The following is a 19,038-nucleotide window of genomic DNA, read 5'->3' as shown; positions in this document are numbered from 1 at the left end:
TATAAATAAAGCAATGGAGGAATTATTTTATGGACAGGTTAACAAAGTTTTCATTAAAAAACCGCTCCGCCATTATCATCATGGTTTTTCTCATTTCCATACTCGGTGTTTATTCCGGCTCTAAATTACCTATGGAATTTTTGCCAAGTATCGATAATCCAGCAATCACCGTCACAACCTTATCTCAGGGACTTGACGCCGAAACGATGACAAAGGACGTAACTGACCCTCTCGAAAAACAATTTCGTAATTTGGAACATATCGATACCATCACTTCTTCTACGCACGAAGGATTATCACGCATCGACATTGCGTATACGTCCAAAGCAAATATGAAAGATGCAGCACGCGAAGTCGAAAAAGCCATCAATGCAATTAAATTACCTAAAGATGTAACCAAGCCCGTAGTTAGTCAATTAAACACTTCTATGATTCCACTCGCCCAAATTACTATCCAGAAACAAAACGGTTTTTCAAAAGCCGATGAAAAACAAATCGAAAAAGAAATCGTACCACAACTTGAAAGTATTGATGGTGTTGCCAATGTTATGTTTTTCGGAAAATCAACCTCTGAATTATCTATCGTACTTGACCCGAATCTATTAAAAAACAAAAACGTAACATCACAGCAGGTACTCACTGTTTTACAAGGAAAAGAAACTTCTACTCCAGCTGGAGCAATTACTGTTAATCAGGAAGAATACAACCTTCGCGTCATTGGGGACATAAAAAATACAAATGACATTAAGAATATCACTGTAGCACCTCAAGTGAAATTACAAGACATTGCTCAAATTGAACTCAAACAACACTACGATACAATTTCACATATAAACGGAGAAGAAGGCACAGGATTAATCATCATGAAAGAACCAAGTAAAAATGCAGTTGCAATCGGAAAAGAGATTGATAACAAAGTTAAAGAGATAAATAAGCAATATAAAGATCAATTTTCTATTAAACTTTTAGCCTCAACCCATGAACAAGTTGAAAATGCTGTTACTAGCATGGGAAAAGAAGTAATACTTGGAGCAATCGCTGCAACTCTAATTATCTTAATCTTTTTACGTAACTTCCGAACAACACTCATCGCTGTTGTCAGTATTCCATTATCTATTTTCTTAACACTCTTTTTACTACATCAATCTAACATCACACTTAACATTTTAACCCTTGGTGGTTTAGCTGTTGCGGTTGGACGTCTCGTCGATGATAGTATCGTTGTCATCGAGAATATTTTCCGCCGTTTACAAAAAGATTCTTTCTCTAAAGATATTATTCTCGATGCAACGAAAGAAGTCGCCGTCGCAATTACTTCTTCTACTTTAACAACGGTCGCTGTTTTTTTACCTATCGGCCTCGTATCAGGAGCAATCGGAAAATTAATGTTACCTATGGTATTAGCAGTTGTATATTCTATTCTATCGTCCTTAATCGTTGCACTAACAGTTGTTCCACTTATGGCTTTTTTACTACTCAAAAAAACAAAGCATCGAAAACCAAGTTCTTCACCAAGATATGTCGCTACGTTAAAGTGGGCTCTTTCTCATAAATTCCTTATTCTACTTACTGCCTTTTTATTATTTGTAGGATCAATCGCAGCCTATATATTACTACCGAAAGCAAACATAAAATCGGAAGACGACACAATGTTATCTATTAACATGACATTTCCAGCCGATTATAATACTGAAGCTCAAAAACAAAAAGCATTTGATTTCGAAAAGAAACTACTTTCTAATTCAGATGTAACAGACGTTATTTTACGAATGGGATCTAGCGCAGAAGATGCACAATGGGGGCAAACAACTAAAAATAACCTTGCCAGTATATTTGTAGTCTTTAAAAAAGGTTCTGATATCGATCAATATATTAAAGAGTTAAAAAAAGAAAATAAAACTTTCGAGCCTGCTGAACTGGATTATATAAAAACAAGTTATTCAAGCTCTGGCGGCGAAAACAATTTGCAATTTAACATAACAGCTACTAACGAAGCGAATTTAAAAGAGACGGCTACTATCGTCGAAACAAAACTAAAAAGCATGGATAATCTTTCTAAAGTAAAAACGAATTTAGAAGACTCTAAGAAAGAATGGCAAATTCATATTGATCAAACAAAGGCTGAACAACTAGGCTTAACACCAGAAATAGCTGCGCAACAAGTAGCATTCCTTATGAAGAGATCGCCTATTGGCGAAATTACAATTAATAATGAAAAAACTACTATTATGATAGAACACAAAAAGGAAAACATGAATAAACAAGACGATATTTTAAACACAAACATACTATCACCTATTAATGGACCAATTCCTTTAAAAGACATCGCAACTATTTCAGAAAAACAAACACAAACAGAAATTTTCCATAAAGACGGAAAAGAAACAATTCAAATTACCGCCGAAGCTTCAAATGAAGATTTAAGTAAAGTAAACATAGAAGTAAATAAAGCGATAAATGACTTAGATTTACCTAGCGGTGCAAAAGTAAATATCGCAGGAGCTACTGAATCTATGCAAGAGAATTTTACAGATCTATTCAAAATTATGGGGATTGCAATCGGGATTGTATATTTAATTATGGTTATCACCTTCGGGCAAGCACGCGCTCCTTTTGCAATCTTATTCTCCCTGCCATTAGCTGCTGTCGGTGGTATTTTAGGATTAATCATTTCACGAACACCTGTTGATGTAAATTCCTTAATCGGTGCATTAATGTTAATCGGGATTGTCGTTACAAACGCTATTGTATTAATAGAAAGAGTTCAACAAAATCGGGAACACGGACTGGAAACGAGAGAAGCCTTACTTGAAGCAGGTTCTACTAGACTACGTCCAATTATTATGACGGCTATAACAACAATCGTCGCTATGCTACCACTCTTATTCGGTCAATCGCAAGCAGGAAGTATGGTATCAAAAAGTTTAGCCGTAGTTGTCATCGGTGGTTTAGCAGTCTCAACTGTTCTTACATTAGTAGTCGTTCCAGTTATGTATGAACTATTAGATAAAATCGGGAGAAAAAGGCGCTCCCGTAGAAAAATAAGCACTTCTACAGAAACACCCGATATTTAAAACCAAAAGGCGTTATCTTCACGAATGAAGATAACGCCTTTTCTCTATCTACTCATATAATCTATCATGTTTTCCGCATACCGCTCTAGAGGTTCACTAGAATCTACAATAAGATATTCACTATTTAAAGGTTTCTTACTACCATTTAACCACTTTTTAAAACCTACTTCCGATTCCACTTTTTCAATTTGACTGATCATACGCTTACGTGTTTGCAGTCTCACATTAATCTCTTCCATATCATTAAGATAACACTCAATATATTTATATTTCACACCATGTTTATTTGATAATTTAATCCCTTTTTCAACCATTCCCTCATATAAACATGGACTATCCAATATAACACTATGCCCTTGTTCTAAATAAGAATCAATCAATGCCCATTCGGCATCATATGCAAGTCCACCAACAATCGTTGATTCAATACCTTTCACTTCTAGTGATTTTAACAATGCTGATTTCAAAACGTCATGATCTACAATTATAGCACCTGTTAACTTCGCTATATACTTAGAAACTGTGGATTTTCCCGCCCCTGGAAAACCTGACATTTGCAGAAAAAACAAATTAAATCCACTCCCTCATTTTCACCTCTTTATCCATATAACGAATTACAAATTCAACAATCGCTACGCCTTTTCCTTCTATATTAAAACGCAAAAAGAACCCTCTACTTATAAATAGAGAGTTCTCCTTTGTAACTTATGCCGCTTTTATCTTCTTCGTCGTTTTACTTTTTCTTTTCGTTCCTGTAAAGCGCTTATGCAATACAGATGCTATCAAGCGTGAAATGACATTGAATAGTAATACCATAATAATTAATACAGCTGCAGATTTTGTCGCAATCAACTTCGCATCTGGAATAAACCCTTCAGAATTTAACTTCCAAATATGAACTGCTAACGTTTCAGCTGGTCTAAACGGATTTAAAGGATGCGCAGGACTCGAGAAGTCCGCTGCTGAATTTAAAATCGGGGATGTTAAACCCGCTGTGTAAATTAATGCTGCCGCTTCCCCAAATATACGCCCCGCCGCTAAAATAATCCCTGTAATAATTTGCGGTAATGACGATGGGATAATAATACGAACGATCGTTTGCCACTTTGTTGCACCTAATCCAAGACTTGCCTCTTTTATATTATGAGGCACTTCTGAAATAGCATTTTCACAAACACGTGTTAAACCTGGTAAGTTTAAAATAGTTAAAGCAAGAGCACCACCCATTACTGTGTATCCCCAGCCTGTCATTGTAACGAACACTAACAAACCAAATAAACCAACAACAATAGATGGTAAAGACGCCATTGTCTCAATGCATAAACGAACAAAATTTAAAAAGCGCCCTTGTTTTGCATACTCTGCTAAATATATTCCAGCACCTAGTCCAAGAGGAATAGATATAATAAGCGTTATAACAAGCATGTAGAAGGAATTGAATAACTGCGGACCAATCCCACCACCAGCTCTTGTATTACTTGGTTCTCCAAACAAGAAATTAGGATCCCAAAAACCCCATCCCTTTTGTAAAATTTCAAACACTAAGAACACTAGCATAGCTACGACCAAAGCAGCAACCGCATAAAAGATACCCGTCCAAACTTTATTTACCGTTCTTGCATTCATTATTATCGCTCACCTCTTTGCCCAATCGCTCGAATTACTAAAATAAACAGGAATGAAATAACAAGTAAAATCATCGCTAAAGTCCATAGCGCATTATTCCAAGCAGTTCCGTTCAATGTATTTGTCATGTCCATTGTCAAAATACCAGTTAACGTTGCTGTCGGACTATATATTCCTTCTGGTAATTTAATCGTATTCCCAATTACCATTTGAACGGCTAGCGCTTCACCAAAAGCTCGTGCTAAACCTAAAACAACACCTGTTAAAATTCCTTTTTTCGCAGCAGGAACAATCACTCGGCTAATTGCTTGCCATTTCGTTGATCCTAGGCCATAAGAAGCTTCTAAATAATCAAATGGAACAGAGCGTATTGCATCAGAAGCGATACTAGCAATAGTAGGTAAAATCATAATACTTAATACAACGATACCCGCAATTAAACTAAAGCCCACTCCCCCGAACGAATCACGTAATAGCGGAACTAAAATCGTAACCCCTAATAATCCGTATACTACTGACGGAATACCGACTAATAATTCTAAAACAGGCTTCAATACTTTATTTCCAAACTTCGGCGAAATTAAATTCATGAATATAGCCAGAGCTATAGCAATTGGCGCACTAATAATAACCGCACCTAACGAAACCACTGTTGAACCTACAATAAAAATTAAAGCCCCAAAAGATCCTTGATCAGCATTTGGATTCCATTTTGTCGATGTTAACATCTCAGTAAACGAGATGCCACTTTGTGTAAAAGATTGAATTCCTTTACCACAAATAAACGCAATAATAGCTAATGTAATTAAAACAATAAAAATACCACAAAACGTAACAAGTGATCTTCCTATATATTCACTTTTCACGTAATTAATTTGTTTTTTCCCCTTCATCACAGGACAGACCCCACTTCACAGATTGAAATGAACAGGACTGGCCTTGCAGCCAGCCCCATAAATTTGATTACTTATTTAATTTAGACATTGGAATGTAGCCCATATCTTCTACTTGCTTTTCAAAGTCTTTACCTTTTACATAATCGATGTAAGCTTTTGTTGCTTCTTTCGCTTCACCTTTTGTTACCATATACTCGTAAGACCAGAATGGATATTTACCAGACGCAATGTTTTCAACTTTTGGATCAGCACCATCAATTTTCACTGTTTGCAGTGCACCTTTTTTATCGCCCACCATGTAAGACATTGCTAAATAGCTTACTGAACCTGGAGTAGAATTGATAGCTTGCTCTACTGCACCGTTAGAATCTTGTGTTGTTCCAGTTCCATCATTGATTTTCGCGTCTTTCATAATTGTTTTTTCGAATGTAGCACGTGTACCAGATGAAGCTGGACGATTAATTACGTTGATTTTTTCATCTTTTCCGCCTACTTCTTTCCAGTTTGTTACTTTTCCAGTGAAGATATCTTGTACTTGTTGCACTGTTAAGTTATCAACTTTTACATCTTTATTTACAACAAGAGCGAATGCAATACCCGCTACCTTGTTATCTACTAATTCTTTCGCCTTTTCAGCATCTTTTATTTTATCTCCGGACGGAACATCTGAATTACCAATTTGTACTGCACCAGATGCTACTTGGTTAATCCCAGTTCCACTACCGCCACCTTGAACTTGAATAGAAACTTTTGAATTTTTCTCCATGAATTTCTTTCCAGCTTCCTCCGCAAGAGGTAGAAGAGCTGTAGAACCAGCTGCTGCAATCGTACCCGATAATTCTTGTTTTGTATTATCGCTTCCTTTAGCAGTTTCTTTACTAGTTGTATCTTCTGCTTTTCCACACCCAACTAATGCTCCTGCTACCACTAAAGCTGCTAAAGAGAATTTAATACCTTTTTTCATAACCATGTCTTGTACCCCCATTTGGATTATCACTTTTCGAATTCATTTTCTTTCGAACACAAATTCATTGTAGGACAACAATATTATGTGAGTGTTAAGCAATTTTTAATTTTAAGTAAATGACGATAATAACCCTTAAAATCTATGAATCCCAACATTTGCAGTTAAAGAATCCAACAAAAACCACACTAACTATGCTGCAATGTAAATTTATTCTTAACAATGTAAATTCAATGTAAATGTTTTTCTCTCTTTTTCCTTTTTAGTTAAAGTTATATTTACAATTCCGCTGTATTTTATAACTTTTACACGCCTAATTTATGCACATAAAAAAGAATTTCAGTAATATTTTTTAGTACAACTAAATAAATTGGAACAATTCTAAAATTAAATGAATATTTTTAAAGTACTAATTGACAGCATCATCCAATGTAGTCTACTATATTACTAACAAAAAGTTTACCTAAGGAAACTTTTTAAACTAAAACTAACAATATAGAGAAGAGGTAACTTTTATGGTATCGGCTAATACTAAACCCCTTTCCGATTTTAAAACAGGGGAATTTGTACAAATTGAGAAGATACAATTAGAAGGAACTATGAAACGACGTTTATTAGATTTAGGATTTATCCCTGGGGCAACGATTAAAGTATTGCAACGCAGTCCACTTGGAGATCCGGTCGCCTATCAAGTGAGCAACACAACTATTGCACTGCGAAAAGAAGAAAGTTCCCTTATTTTCGGGGTATTAATAGGAGATGATTTCAGATGAGCAAACATCGTATTGCTTTAGCTGGCAACCCGAATACCGGGAAAAGTACATTATTTAATACTTTGACAGGTTTAAAACAACATACTGGAAATTGGACGGGAAAAACTGTTTTAAAAGCTGAAGGAGAATATGAACATAACGGAAGTACTTATACATTAATAGATTTACCTGGAACTTACTCACTATACTCAAATTCTGCGGACGAAGAAGTGGCGAGGGATTATATTATATTTGAAAAACCAGAAGTAACTGTAGTTGTCATAGACGCAACTGCTATGGAAAGAAATTTAAATTTAGCACTCCAAGTGATGGAAATGACAAACAATGTAGTCATTTGCATTAACTTAATTGATGAAGCCGAGAAAAAAGGTATTGTTATTGATGAAAAAAAATTAGCAAAATCACTTGGTGTACCTGTAGTTAAAATTTCAGCACGTAACCGAGTAGGCATTGGTCATTTACTAAATGTTATTGCAAAAGTAGCAAATAAAAAACTAATTCCAACACCAATTAAAATTACTTACAGCGAAAAAATCGAAAATATGATTCAGGAATTAGAACCACAAATTTATAAAGTGTTCGGTGATACGTATCCAGCACGTTGGATTGCGTTACGTATATTGGATGGAGATAAAAATTTCTTAACTACACTTCAAAAACACCATAATGAACCACTTGTAAGGGAGGTCGTAATTAATGGAATCTCACTCAGCCAGTAAAGCTCTTCCATTAGACTATATTATTCAACATGCACAAACACTTTCAAAAGAAGATATACGAGATGATATAGTCGGAGATATTTATCGAACATCTGCAAGCATATGTAAAGAATCCGTTCAATATACAAATACTGATAAATTATATCGTTCCGAAAAACTAGATAAAATTTTCACATCTCCAATCTGGGGATTCCCAATTATGCTCGGTATTTTATCTATTATTTTTTATCTTACAATCGCAGGCGCTAACGTACCATCTGATATGATTGCCGAATTCTTCGGATGGGCCGAAGGATATTTAACATCTTGGTTCCAAGCAGTGCATGCACCTGAATGGTTACATGGCATTTTAATACTTGGTTTATTCCGTGGTATCGGTGCTGTTATTAGCGTTATGTTACCACCTATGGCAATCTTTTTCCCTATGTTCGCGCTATTAGAAAACTATGGATACTTACCACGTGTCGCGTTTAATATGGACCGCTTATTCAAACGATCCGGCGCACACGGGAAACAATCTTTAACAATGGCAATGGGATTTGGTTGTAATGCAGCAGCCATTATGTCAACACGTATCATTGAATCACCACGTGAACGCATGCTAGCAATTTTAACGAACAACTTCGTTCCTTGTAACGGTCGCTGGCCTATGTTAATTTTAATGGCTTCACTATTTATGGCTGCTGGTTATACAGGCAGTATGCAAACATTGGTTACTGCTGGCGTTGTAGTTGGAATGGTTGTAATTGGTGTTATTATGACATTAACTGTTTCTTGGGTACTATCAAAAACAGCTTTAAAAGGCGTCCCAACTCACTACACACTTGAGTTACCTCCGTACCGTAAGCCAAAGGTTTGGAATACAATTGTACGTGCAACACTCGATAAATCAGTTTATGTTTTAAAACGAGCTGTAGTTGTTGCTGCCCCTGCGGCTGCATTAACTTGGTTACTTGCTAACATTTTTATCGGTGACACAAGTCTACTTATGTATTTTGTAAACTTCCTAGATCCATTTGCTAAAATGTTAGGACTTGACGGCTTTATTCTAGCTGCGTTCATTCTTGGACTACCAGCGAATGAAATTGTTATCCCGATTTTATTAATGTCTTACTTATCAACCGGAGCTTTAACTGAAATAGATGATTTTAATCAAATTAAAAATCTATTCTTAGAAAATGGTTGGACTTGGTTAACGGCGTTAAACACAATGTTGTTCTCACTTCTTCATTTCCCATGCGGAACGACACTGGTTAACATATATAAAGAAACAAAAAGTGCAAAATGGACATTCTTATCGTTTGCAATCCCTACCGTTATCGCCATTGTTGTTACATTCCTCTCTACACAATTGGTACATTGGTTAGGGCTTGTATAAAACAAAGCATACATAGAAGGCATCCCCCTTCACATATGCTTTGCCCGAAAGAAACCTGAAAATCATTCAGGTTTCTTTTTTTGTACATCAGTATTCCACGGCTGCGCTCCATACGTTGTGAGTTTTTTATGAATGAAATATATAGCCCCCGGCAGCACCGCCATTAATATCGTGCAACTAATTCCTAATCCAGTAAACAACTTTCATCACCTTATTTCACTCTTTTCGGTAAAGCTGAACCTGAATGTTCAATTGTTGGATGAACGTGAACAGTAATTTCAGCATTACTAAAGTAATTTTCGCCTTGATCCCAATTCTTACTTATTTTTGTCCATTCTTTATAATTATGTCTCTTATACACTTCCCCTAACTCTAATACATCTACCTTATATTTTTTTTGAACAAGCTTAATCGACTTTTGAATACGCTCCTCCATTTCTTCCGATATATCCTTCTCTAAACGTTTTTCATTCAAAACCTTTTTATGATCACTAAAGTGCAACTCAGCTATTGTACCTTCCAGAAATAAATGAATATTAAATTTCGGTTTTGTAGCATTCGTTGTGGATACTTTAATTTTTCGACGTAACTTATGAATTTCATATGTAATAAGTTGATTCTTTTTACGGATGGTAAAAAAACCTCCAATTTTTTTACCTATTATATAATTCATTCCTAACGTTTGTTCTCCACTCAAACGCCCCACGCACTTATTATCTTTCCCGCGAAACAATGCTGCACCGTTCATTTGTACCCCTTGTTTTGTTAGTTCAAGAATAGGTAATACAAAACTTCGGTTAGAGATCATCTTTTCCTGTACCTCACCAATTCTTGCAGCCTCAATCATTTGGGCATTTTTCGGAGGGTGTTCAGCTAACATATCAATATACTGCGCCGGTAAATTTTCAGGCTTGGCACTTTGTTTTAAAATAGCTTCTGCATTTTTCTTAGAAACGAACAAACGGATATTTCTTCTCATCTCATGATCGCGAATATACACATCTAACGTATTTTGTAAAATGTATGGATGTGAAAGTAATTCTTCAGAGAAAATAATCACTTGTATATGAGGGAAAAATAATGTACGACTAATTTTTTTAGCGATTATTCTTATTTGTTCAAACACACTATCTGCTTTCGCACTAACATTAATATAATTTTCGCCATCTCCATCACCTTGTCCACCTTGCTGCGCTAACTTACTAGGAAGTACCATTTGATACGTCCCTTTCATAATTGGATTCGCTTTCTTCTCCTTCACGATATCATAAGCCGCTCCTACTACAAATCCTCTTTCTTCTATCTCTTCTAACTCAGAACACCCACTCATAAATCCAGTTAAAGTCATAACCATTATAATTTTAAGAAGGTGTTTCATTTCCACCATTCCTTCTTTTTATTTTATATACAATTAAAACGAGCAAAGGCGCTAACACAACAAACCCCATATCTATCCAAGCTAAATAAGTCCCATAACTCGATAAAGCATTCAAACTACTAGGTATCATATTCGCCATAAAAATAATAGGGGCACTTACGAAAATAAAAATATGTTTCTTCACTTTCGGAAACATAGCACAAAACAATAAAGATGCGACGTCATAATACATTGCTGTAGTGTTATAAATAGTAATAATCCAAGTCGTAAAAAAAATCGCATCAAACCTTTCTAAAAACCCTCCGCCAATTTCAATTTCTTTCCCTAATTCAATTGTTGGATATGTCAATCCACGTGTGGTCATATACGTAAAAACACTAATACAAGTTACATAAATTAAAATGTATGACAACACGTTTACCATCACCGCTTTCGCGACTGCCATTGGCGCTTTTTTCGCTGACTTATCATTCAGCAACACCGCATAAAATAAAGCTACTTCAAATCCAATAAACGTAAAAATAGAATTTTTAACTCCAACAGCATATTGACTTACTTTCGTTTGAAAAGCTGGTAGTAAATTATTTATTTCCATTAAATTTATATTCAATAAAGAAAGAAGTACTATCGCAATTAAAACAATAGGTAAGAATAAAACATTTAACCTTAATAAGGCTGCTCTTGATCCTGCTATTCCATAAATAACAACTAGTAAGAAGAAGAAAGACAGTAGTTGTATTGGTGTATCACTAAATAAATACGTTTGAGAAATAATTGAAATCATTCGCGATTCATATGCTGTCAAAGCAGCAAACGTTAATACTAAAATACTACTAATTGTGTATGCAACAGGCTTCGTCAAATGCGCACTCGTATATTGAACAAAATTTTGTTTCGGAAATAAGATTGCCACCCTCGTCACAAACCAACCTAAAACTGTACAGATCAATCCACCCAAAAGCAAAATAATCCAACCGTCCGAAAATAAAGTTTGGTTAGCAATATCTCTTGGCATAGACAATGCTCCTATACCAATAATGGTCGATGATACCGCAAACCCAATTTCCCGAGATCCAATCTCTTCATCGCCATACTCAAATGGTTTCAATTATTTTCGCTCCTTTGGACGTATTGTAGAATCTTTTGTTTGTAAGTACTCTGGTCTATCTTTCAACATCGATTTTGGCATGCGAATAAATTCTTCTTTCCAATCTTTATAAAATGCAGGAGCAATTGGAGTTGTATACGGTATACCAACGCTTGTTAAATTTGTAATATGAATAGCAAGTGCGATCAGAGCTAGAATAATCCCATACAAACCAAAAGCCGTTGCAGCTAATACAAAGACGAAAAGTAAAATTCGGAACGTAATTGTAATGCTATATACAGGAAGCGAAAACGTAGCAATCGCAGTAACTGCAATAATAATAACTAAAAATGGATTTACAATCCCTGCATTTACCGCAGCTTCTCCAATTACAAGACCTCCTACAATCCCTATCGTTTGTCCCATCGGTTTCGGCAATCGGATTCCAGCTTCTCGTATTAATTCCATAGTCAAGGCCATCATTAACGTTTCAATATACGCTGGAAACGGAACACCTTCCCTAGCACCTGCAATTGAATAAGCCAGTTTAGAAGGAATAAGCCCTTGATGGTAAGATACAAGTGCTACATACATAGCTGGTAACAAAACCGCAATTATACCTGAACCCATACGTAAAAATCGTAATAACGTTCCAATCACCCAGCGCTCGTAATGATCTTCTACAGATTGAAAAATATCAACAAATACGAGTGGCGCAATAAGAGCAAATGGGGATCCGTCTACCAAAATGGCTGCCTTTCCTTTCGCTAATGAGGCTATAATATTATCAGGCCTCTCTGTATTCAAAAACTGTGGAAATGGGGATAAATTATTATCCTGAATTAATTGTTCAATCGTACCTGTTTCCAAAACGACATCTGTCACTATTGATTGAAGACGGCGATCTAACTCTTTTACAATGTGAGGATTAATAATATCTTCTATATATACTAGGGTTACTTCTTTCTGCGATCGCTTCCCCATAATATAAGATTGGAACCTCAACTTTGGATCACGTAAACTACGTCGGATTAACATTTTATTCACATTAATATCTTCATTTAATCCAACTCTCGGTCCGCGTATTAAATCTTCTGTCACTGGTGGTTCTAAACTTCTCTTCTCCCAAGCCCTACTATTAATAACGATAGCAGTTTGAATATTATCAATTAATATAACTGTATCTCCCGCTAAAATCGCATTCATAATGTCTGGAAACTTCGTCTTTACACCCACTTCTGCGATAGAAATAAAGCGATCCAATAACGTTTGAACAACGGCTTCCTCACTTGGAATTTCTTCGTATTGCAGCGTACGAACGACATATTTATAAACATTATCCTTGTCTGTTAATCCACATAAAAACACAACCGCACAACGTGTAAACCTCCCAGCAAGAGCAACTTCTCTAATTGTTAAATCATTAGGTGAACCTAACTCATCCCTAATTTCTTTCATGACTTCAAATAAGTTACCTTCAAGCTCTAACAATTTCCCCACCTAACTTCCTTTTCAACAAGTTTTTAGTTAGATTCCGCTAATAGAAGAAAATATATACAAAAAAGAGCTATCTCTTTTCAAAGATAGCTCTAATAAACGAATTACTTTTCTACTATTATGCTGTTTTTCTTTATAGATACACTTTTTGTAAATCCACTAACTACAAACATCACAATCATATTAATTAACAATGCGACTATACCTACATTTAAATCTTTTATAGACTGCGGAAAACTCGGAAACATCGTAGCTATATTAGAGCCCGATAAAGTGATATATGCAACAACTAATAACCCCATTCCCATTCCTGCAATCGCTCCTTGCTTCGTAATAACCTGGCGTGGAAACAAACTACAAACAAGTGCAGGGAAAAGTTGTGTAACGATACTGTATCCCATTAACAGAAGGGCTCCTATTGTTTCTCCTCCTTTAAATGTAAATAAAACTGCTACGAGCGTTACTACAGGTACAAATAACTTTGCAGCTTTAGCAACTTGTCTATCTGAAGCAGATGGAACCATCGTTCGATAAATATTTTTCGCTAACAGTGTAGAAGCCGCCATAACAAGCATAGAGCCTGGAACTAACGCCGTTAATACTCCCGCACTACCAATAATTCCAATAAACCAAGGATCAAAAGTTTGTAAAGCAAGACGGAATAACGAAAGATCCACATCCGCTCCCTTTAACCCAGGAACTTGCAATATAGCAGCAAACCCTGCAAAAAATACGAAAAGTAACACTAAAGAATACAATGGCATAATTGCTGCATTTTTACGAAATACTTTTTCATTTTTTGCAGAAAAAGCAGAAGCAAATGTATGAGGCCACATATAAAAACCTAGGGCCGTTAATATAATAGTAGAAACAAACCAAGAAATACTCATTCCTTCTTCAGGTAAAGATAAAAATCCCGGCTTCGCTGCTTCTACAGCCTCAAACATCGGCTGAAATCCTCCATAATAATGATACGGTAAATATATACCTAAAAACATAACGATAAACAGTATCATAATATCCTTCAAAGCAGCCGTCCAAGCCGAACCGTGTATACCTGAAACCATTACATATATAGTTATAACAATAGCACCGATCCATACTGCAACAACAGGTGACACCCTTCCGTAAGAAGCTTCTGAAACGATAATTCCCAGTCCCTTTAACTGTAAAACAAGATATGGGATGATGGAAACAACACCAACAACTGAAACAATAAGTCCAAGCGCTTTACTTCTATATTTCTTCGCAAAAAAATCCGACTGCGAAACAAGGTTATGCTCTTTCGCATACTTCCAAATTGGTGGTAATAAAAAATACGATAAAAGATAAGCTAAAGCACCATATCCCAAAATATAAAAGGTAGGTGCTCCTTTACTATACGCCCAGCCGCTTCCCCCTAAAAATGTAAACGTCGTATAAATTTCACCTGCCATCAGGAGAAAAACAAAAATAGTGCCAAATCCTCTCCCCCCAACTGACCATTGCTCTAAATTCATATCTTTTCCATGTTGTGCCCGAATCCCTAAAAATAGTGCGAGAAACAAAAATAAAATAATGATAAGTAATGCAGTCATTTTACATCCTCCTTATTAGCAGGATCAAACGCGTACACGAGCCCCATACAAAGAGATGTAATAAACACTGATAATAATACCCAAAATAATAAAAATGGCATCCCTAATACGTAAGGAGTAACTGAATTCGCAAATATTGGCCCGACTACTAAACAAAGAACTGGAATTAGCGCTAGGATGTGTATTTTCTTCATCTCATTCTCCTTTACTTATAAAATTCATAATGGCTGATACAAAGACTTCCACTCCAATCGGTAATGCATCTTCATCAATTGTAAAACGAGGATGATGATGAGGATATATAATACCTTTCTCTTTATTTCCCGCTCCGATAAAAAAGAATGTCCCTGGTGCCTTTTGTAAAAACGCTGAAAAATCTTCTCCAGCCATCGTCGGCTGCAAACGAATAACTCTATCTCTTCCATAAAGTTGTAATGCCGTTTGTTCAATAAGCTCTGTAACTTCATAATTATTTACAACTGGTCGATATCCATATTCATAAGAAAACGTATATTTCGCTCCATAAGATTCCGTAATATGCTTCACAATCCGCTCAATTTTCTTCTCTGTTTCACCTCGTAACTCATGTCTTAAACTTCTCACTGTCCCTTCAATCTCCGCTTGCTCTGGTATTACATTATGAGTTGTCCCCGCATGAAATTGCGTAACGGATATTACGAGAGAATCTAATGGATTCGTGAGGCGAGATACAATTTGCTGAAGTTGCGAAACGACTTGTGTTCCGATTGCGATACTATCCACCGTTTCATGAGGGATTCCAGCATGTCCACCTTTTCCCTCTATCCTAATTTTAAAAACATCCGGCGCAGCCATTGCAGGACCATAAATAACGCCTATTTTTCCAACCTCTAACGACGCCCAAAGGTGAGCACCAATGATATAATCCACACCTTCCATTACACCTGCCGCAATCATCTCCTCTGCACCACCAGGAAAATTTTCTTCAGCATGTTGGAATAGAAAACGAATCTCCCCTTTAATCTTCTCTCTTGCTTCTACTAACTTATGTACAACCCCAAGTAATATCGCTATATGTCCATCATGACCACACGCATGCATCACACCTTTATATGTAGAAATAAAATCAAACTCATTTTCTTCATGAATAGGAAGAGCATCCATATCGGCTCGAACCGCAACTGTTTTGCCCGGCTGTTTACCTACTAACTTTGCCATCACACTATATTTAGTCGGCCGTGACACTTCTAAATATGGAAATTTCCGAAGTATATCGAACACAAACTGCGATGTTTTTTCTTCTTGAAAAGATAACTCTGGATACTTATGAAAATGCCTTCTCCACTCAACTAACTGATTTTTTGACAAAACAAGTTCCTTTGCAACATCCATAACCCTTCACTCCTTCTTCACCAAGTTAAATGTTATTATAACGTGAATTGTTAAAATTTAAAAGAATCTTCTGAATTTTCAATTACGATAAACCAAAAAGAAAAAGCCATCCACAAGATGACTTTTTCTTTATTATAAAATAGTAATCGCTTGTTTTCCCATTTGCTCCCAAGCTTTCTCAAATTCTGCTCGTGGAACAGCCAAACGTGGATTATTTTTCAGAGGATCATTTACATATACAAAGTTTTGATCATATCCAATTACTACTGCACTATGCTCATAATATGTAATTTTCACTTCGCCTGAACTCGTATTCCATGTTTCAAAACTACTTTCAGCTAGCGGCTTAAACGTCGTATTAATAATGACCCATACCGGAGAGCCAGAACTAATTACTTTATATATATCTTGCATGTCTCTACCTGTTAAATTAATTACTTTTTCAGGAACATATTTTTCTGCTAAATCAAAGATTGGTTTATTGTATACACCATATCCAGGCTCTGCCTTTGTATAAATATTTCCTACAAATCCCTCGTAAGGATTTCCACGCAAACCATTTTGTTCAAATGGAACACGATGAATTTCGCTAGCAAGTTGCATCTTATCTACTTGTACACCTTTATATTGCAGCAACATAGCTAAACTTGTCACTTCACATCCTCGAGGTAATTCTGGTAATTGCTTAATAAACGGAACATCTTCAATCATAGCTGCTTCTTTCATTTCAGATAGAAACTCTAAGCGTAGAACTTGCGCCTTTTGCATGATTTTATCTTTCCCTATAAAAAATGCAGCAGCAAGTATAATACCAAAAACAAAAAGATATTTTAACTTTTTCATTATAAACAAAACTCCATTAATTATTATTTTACAGACACAACTCTTATCATTGTACCCTTCTTCTTACTAGTTTGCTAGAAAGATCATGTGAATTATCGCTCATAGAATTAATTGTAAAAATTCTAATTATTTTTAATAAAAAGAAAAATAATTATACATTTCCAGAATATTTTGCTAAAATCAAAATTGTTAACATGGTGAAGATATCACCATGTTAACAAACATTCTTAGAGTATTTAGTCATAGTTCGTTTTTTACATGCTCCATTCATTTCATAGCAAATAAACCGAGTGTGTGTTGCATCCCCCACTAATGATTAAAAACTCAGAATAAAACGAAGTTCACACATTCAAGAAGATACGGGGTGAGGGGCATATGAATCAACAAATTGAACAAACAAATTTAAAACGAACAATGAAAAGTAGACACCTATTTATGATTGCACTCGGTGGTGTTATCGGAACCGGGCTATTTATGGGATCTGGTCAAATCGTCCATAATGCCGGACCTGGTGGCGCTATTCTTGCATTTTTAGTCGGTGGATTTGTTATGTATTTAACGATGTTATGTCTTGGTGAATTATCTGTTGCTATGCCAGAAGCAGGTTCATTCCAAAGCTATGCAAGCAAATTCATTTCACCTGGTTTTGGATTTGTTGTCGGTTGGATGTATTGGTTAAATTGGGCTGTTACAGTCGGTGTAGAGTTAACAACTGTAAGTATTTTAATGAAACGCTGGTTTCCAAACGTTTCTTCATGGATTTGGTGCGTTACATTTGCAGCAGCGCTCTTCCTCGTAAACGCTTTATCAGCAAAAGCATATGCAGAAGCAGAGTTTTGGTTCGCAAGTGTAAAAGTCGCAACAATCGTTATTTTCATCGTACTTGGTGGCGCTGTTATGTTCGGTCTACTAGACTTTAATGGAAAGCCAGCTCCGATGCTTCATAATTTCACTGAAAATGGCGGGCTATTTCCAAACGGTGCATTAGCTGTTCTCCTTACGATGATTACAGTAAATTACTCCTTCCAAGGAACAGAATTAATCGGAATCGCTTCAGGAGAAAGTGAAAATCCTGAAAAAACAATTCCAAAAGCGATCAAAAATACAATTTGGCGAACTCTCTTCTTCTTCGTCTTAGCGATATCAGTTGTTGTAGGTTTACTCCCATGGCAAGAGGCTAATCTAGTCGAAAGTCCCTTTGTACTTGTATTTGATGTAGCCGGTGTCCCATATGCAGCAGACATTATGAACTTTGTTATTATTACAGCTGTATTATCCGTTGCTAACTCTGGTCTATACGCAAATTCTCGTATGCTGTGGGCGATGGCAAAACAAGGAATGGCAAGTCCAGCATTTACGAAATTAACTAAAAAAGGTGTACCGCTAAATGCATTAATTTTCAGTCTAATTTTTGCTAGCCTTTCCTTATTAACAAGTGTATTTGCGGCAGATACTGTCTTTCTAGTTTTAACATCTATTGCAGCAATGGCTGCCGTTGTCGTTTGGATGTCAATCGCCGCTTCACAGTTTTTCTTTCGTAGAAATTTCGTGAAAAATGGCGGCGACATAAATGATTTAAAATATCGTACACCGCTCTATCCGCTAGTTCCAATCGTAGCGTTCTCACTCAATTTTATTACATTTGTTAGTTTGGCTTTCATTCCAGATCAAAGAATTGCTCTTTATTGTGGCATTCCATTTATGATTGTTTGTTACATCTTATACCAAGTTAAATATAAAAAAGTTGTCACACTTGAACAGCCACGAACTATCACACGAGAAATAAACTAAATATACAAAATATTCAGCTATCTTCCTTATAATAAGATAGCTTTTTTCTATTTCTTGGATATCC

At 35.9% G+C, this 19,038-nt stretch carries 17 protein-coding genes; 5 read left to right on the top strand and 12 right to left on the bottom strand.

The window, feature by feature from the left end; genetic code table 11:
• The first annotated feature begins 29 nt into the window (after positions 1-29).
• Complete coding sequence (locus JFU02_RS23100; protein WP_201071693.1) at positions 30-3,074, top strand: efflux RND transporter permease subunit; 3,045 nt, start codon at positions 30-32, stop codon at positions 3,072-3,074.
• A 44-nt stretch (positions 3,075-3,118) separates the two neighbouring features.
• Here the strand turns inward: JFU02_RS23100 and JFU02_RS23095 are convergent, their stop codons facing one another.
• The 4 genes from JFU02_RS23095 to JFU02_RS23080 all read right to left on the bottom strand — a co-directional run bounded on the left by JFU02_RS23095 (position 3,119) and on the right by JFU02_RS23080 (position 6,566).
• On the bottom strand, positions 3,119-3,643 hold the full coding sequence (locus tag JFU02_RS23095) for a P-loop nucleotide/nucleoside kinase family protein (RefSeq protein ID WP_061668140.1): 525 nt from the start codon (positions 3,641-3,643) through the stop codon (positions 3,119-3,121).
• Between the two features lie 136 nt (positions 3,644-3,779).
• Positions 3,780-4,700, bottom strand: a complete 921-nt coding sequence (gene pstA / locus JFU02_RS23090; protein WP_097820791.1) for a phosphate ABC transporter permease PstA — start codon at positions 4,698-4,700, stop codon at positions 3,780-3,782.
• A 2-nt stretch (positions 4,701-4,702) separates the two neighbouring features.
• Entirely contained in the window at positions 4,703-5,593 is an 891-nt protein-coding gene (gene pstC, locus JFU02_RS23085; protein ID WP_000676676.1) for a phosphate ABC transporter permease subunit PstC, read from the bottom strand.
• A gap of 70 nt (positions 5,594-5,663) precedes the next feature.
• Positions 5,664-6,566 (bottom strand): phosphate ABC transporter substrate-binding protein PstS family protein, encoded by a 903-nt coding sequence (locus JFU02_RS23080; RefSeq protein ID WP_000245111.1) that lies wholly within the window; start codon positions 6,564-6,566, stop codon positions 5,664-5,666.
• Positions 6,567-7,075: 509 nt separating this feature from the next.
• On the opposite strand from JFU02_RS23080, the gene JFU02_RS23075 reads away from it, so the two are divergent.
• Genes JFU02_RS23075 through JFU02_RS23065 form a run of 3 tightly spaced genes read left to right on the top strand, consistent with a single transcriptional unit; the run spans position 7,076 to position 9,430 of the window.
• Positions 7,076-7,333, top strand: coding sequence for a FeoA family protein (locus tag JFU02_RS23075; protein WP_000252988.1), 258 nt, complete (start codon positions 7,076-7,078; stop codon positions 7,331-7,333).
• Positions 7,330-8,052 (top strand): FeoB small GTPase domain-containing protein, encoded by a 723-nt coding sequence (locus JFU02_RS23070; RefSeq protein ID WP_000033873.1) that lies wholly within the window; start codon positions 7,330-7,332, stop codon positions 8,050-8,052. Before JFU02_RS23075 ends, JFU02_RS23070 begins: the two co-directional genes overlap by 4 nt.
• Positions 8,030-9,430 carry a nucleoside recognition domain-containing protein gene (locus JFU02_RS23065; protein WP_000443607.1) on the top strand — a complete coding sequence of 467 codons (1,401 nt, stop codon included), beginning with the start codon at positions 8,030-8,032 and terminating at the stop codon, positions 9,428-9,430. Before JFU02_RS23070 ends, JFU02_RS23065 begins: the two co-directional genes overlap by 23 nt.
• Before the next feature lie 62 nt (positions 9,431-9,492).
• Here JFU02_RS23065 and JFU02_RS23060 read toward each other — a convergent pair whose 3' ends face one another.
• From JFU02_RS23060 to JFU02_RS23025, 8 genes are all read right to left on the bottom strand, one after another.
• The gene (locus JFU02_RS23060; RefSeq protein WP_000493991.1) at positions 9,493-9,630 is read right to left on the bottom strand and encodes a hypothetical protein; all 138 of its coding nucleotides are present in this window, start codon (positions 9,628-9,630) and stop codon (positions 9,493-9,495) included.
• A gap of 11 nt (positions 9,631-9,641) precedes the next feature.
• The gene (gene gerLC, locus JFU02_RS23055; protein WP_000681638.1) at positions 9,642-10,808 is read right to left on the bottom strand and encodes a spore germination protein GerLC; all 1,167 of its coding nucleotides are present in this window, start codon (positions 10,806-10,808) and stop codon (positions 9,642-9,644) included.
• Positions 10,792-11,916 carry a spore germination protein GerLB gene (gerLB, locus tag JFU02_RS23050; protein WP_000802019.1) on the bottom strand — a complete coding sequence of 375 codons (1,125 nt, stop codon included), beginning with the start codon at positions 11,914-11,916 and terminating at the stop codon, positions 10,792-10,794. Before gerLB ends, gerLC begins: the two co-directional genes overlap by 17 nt.
• Positions 11,917-13,395 (bottom strand): spore germination protein GerLA, encoded by a 1,479-nt coding sequence (gene gerLA / locus JFU02_RS23045; RefSeq protein WP_003306323.1) that lies wholly within the window; start codon positions 13,393-13,395, stop codon positions 11,917-11,919.
• A 101-nt stretch (positions 13,396-13,496) separates the two neighbouring features.
• Positions 13,497-14,969: a sodium:solute symporter family protein gene (locus JFU02_RS23040; RefSeq protein ID WP_000125940.1), complete on the bottom strand. Its 1,473-nt coding sequence runs from the start codon at positions 14,967-14,969 to the stop codon at positions 13,497-13,499.
• Positions 14,966-15,163 (bottom strand): DUF3311 domain-containing protein, encoded by a 198-nt coding sequence (locus JFU02_RS23035; RefSeq protein ID WP_000719835.1) that lies wholly within the window; start codon positions 15,161-15,163, stop codon positions 14,966-14,968. Before JFU02_RS23035 ends, JFU02_RS23040 begins: the two co-directional genes overlap by 4 nt.
• Before the next feature lies 1 nt (position 15,164).
• Positions 15,165-16,340 carry an amidohydrolase gene (locus tag JFU02_RS23030; protein WP_000382133.1) on the bottom strand — a complete coding sequence of 392 codons (1,176 nt, stop codon included), beginning with the start codon at positions 16,338-16,340 and terminating at the stop codon, positions 15,165-15,167.
• 132 nt (positions 16,341-16,472) lie between these two features.
• On the bottom strand, positions 16,473-17,183 hold the full coding sequence (locus tag JFU02_RS23025; RefSeq protein WP_000734488.1) for a C39 family peptidase: 711 nt from the start codon (positions 17,181-17,183) through the stop codon (positions 16,473-16,475).
• A 375-nt stretch (positions 17,184-17,558) separates the two neighbouring features.
• Between JFU02_RS23025 and JFU02_RS23020 the strand changes: the two genes are divergently transcribed.
• Positions 17,559-18,974: an amino acid permease gene (locus JFU02_RS23020; protein WP_097820790.1), complete on the top strand. Its 1,416-nt coding sequence runs from the start codon at positions 17,559-17,561 to the stop codon at positions 18,972-18,974.
• Positions 18,975-19,038 lie beyond the last annotated feature (64 nt).

It is taken from the genome of Bacillus sp. TH13 (genome assembly GCF_016651175.1).
Taxonomy (GTDB): Bacteria; Bacillota; Bacilli; order Bacillales; family Bacillaceae_G; genus Bacillus_A; species Bacillus_A thuringiensis_S.
This window is presented reverse-complemented; position numbering and strand designations above follow the sequence as displayed.

Coding starts and splice junctions, on each gene's coding strand:
- JFU02_RS23100 (WP_201071693.1), top strand. CDS start 30: ATGGACAGGTTAACAAAGTTTTCATTAAAAAACCGCTCCGCCATTATC.
- pstA (WP_097820791.1), bottom strand. CDS start 4,700: ATGAATGCAAGAACGGTAAATAAAGTTTGGACGGGTATCTTTTATGCG.
- pstC (WP_000676676.1), bottom strand. CDS start 5,593: ATGAAGGGGAAAAAACAAATTAATTACGTGAAAAGTGAATATATAGGA.
- JFU02_RS23080 (WP_000245111.1), bottom strand. CDS start 6,566: ATGGTTATGAAAAAAGGTATTAAATTCTCTTTAGCAGCTTTAGTGGTA.
- JFU02_RS23075 (WP_000252988.1), top strand. CDS start 7,076: ATGGTATCGGCTAATACTAAACCCCTTTCCGATTTTAAAACAGGGGAA.
- JFU02_RS23070 (WP_000033873.1), top strand. CDS start 7,330: ATGAGCAAACATCGTATTGCTTTAGCTGGCAACCCGAATACCGGGAAA.
- JFU02_RS23065 (WP_000443607.1), top strand. CDS start 8,030: ATGGAATCTCACTCAGCCAGTAAAGCTCTTCCATTAGACTATATTATT.
- gerLC (WP_000681638.1), bottom strand. CDS start 10,808: ATGAAACACCTTCTTAAAATTATAATGGTTATGACTTTAACTGGATTT.
- JFU02_RS23040 (WP_000125940.1), bottom strand. CDS start 14,969: ATGACTGCATTACTTATCATTATTTTATTTTTGTTTCTCGCACTATTT.
- JFU02_RS23035 (WP_000719835.1), bottom strand. CDS start 15,163: ATGAAGAAAATACACATCCTAGCGCTAATTCCAGTTCTTTGTTTAGTA.
- JFU02_RS23030 (WP_000382133.1), bottom strand. CDS start 16,340: ATGGATGTTGCAAAGGAACTTGTTTTGTCAAAAAATCAGTTAGTTGAG.
- JFU02_RS23025 (WP_000734488.1), bottom strand. CDS start 17,183: ATGAAAAAGTTAAAATATCTTTTTGTTTTTGGTATTATACTTGCTGCT.
- JFU02_RS23020 (WP_097820790.1), top strand. CDS start 17,559: ATGAATCAACAAATTGAACAAACAAATTTAAAACGAACAATGAAAAGT.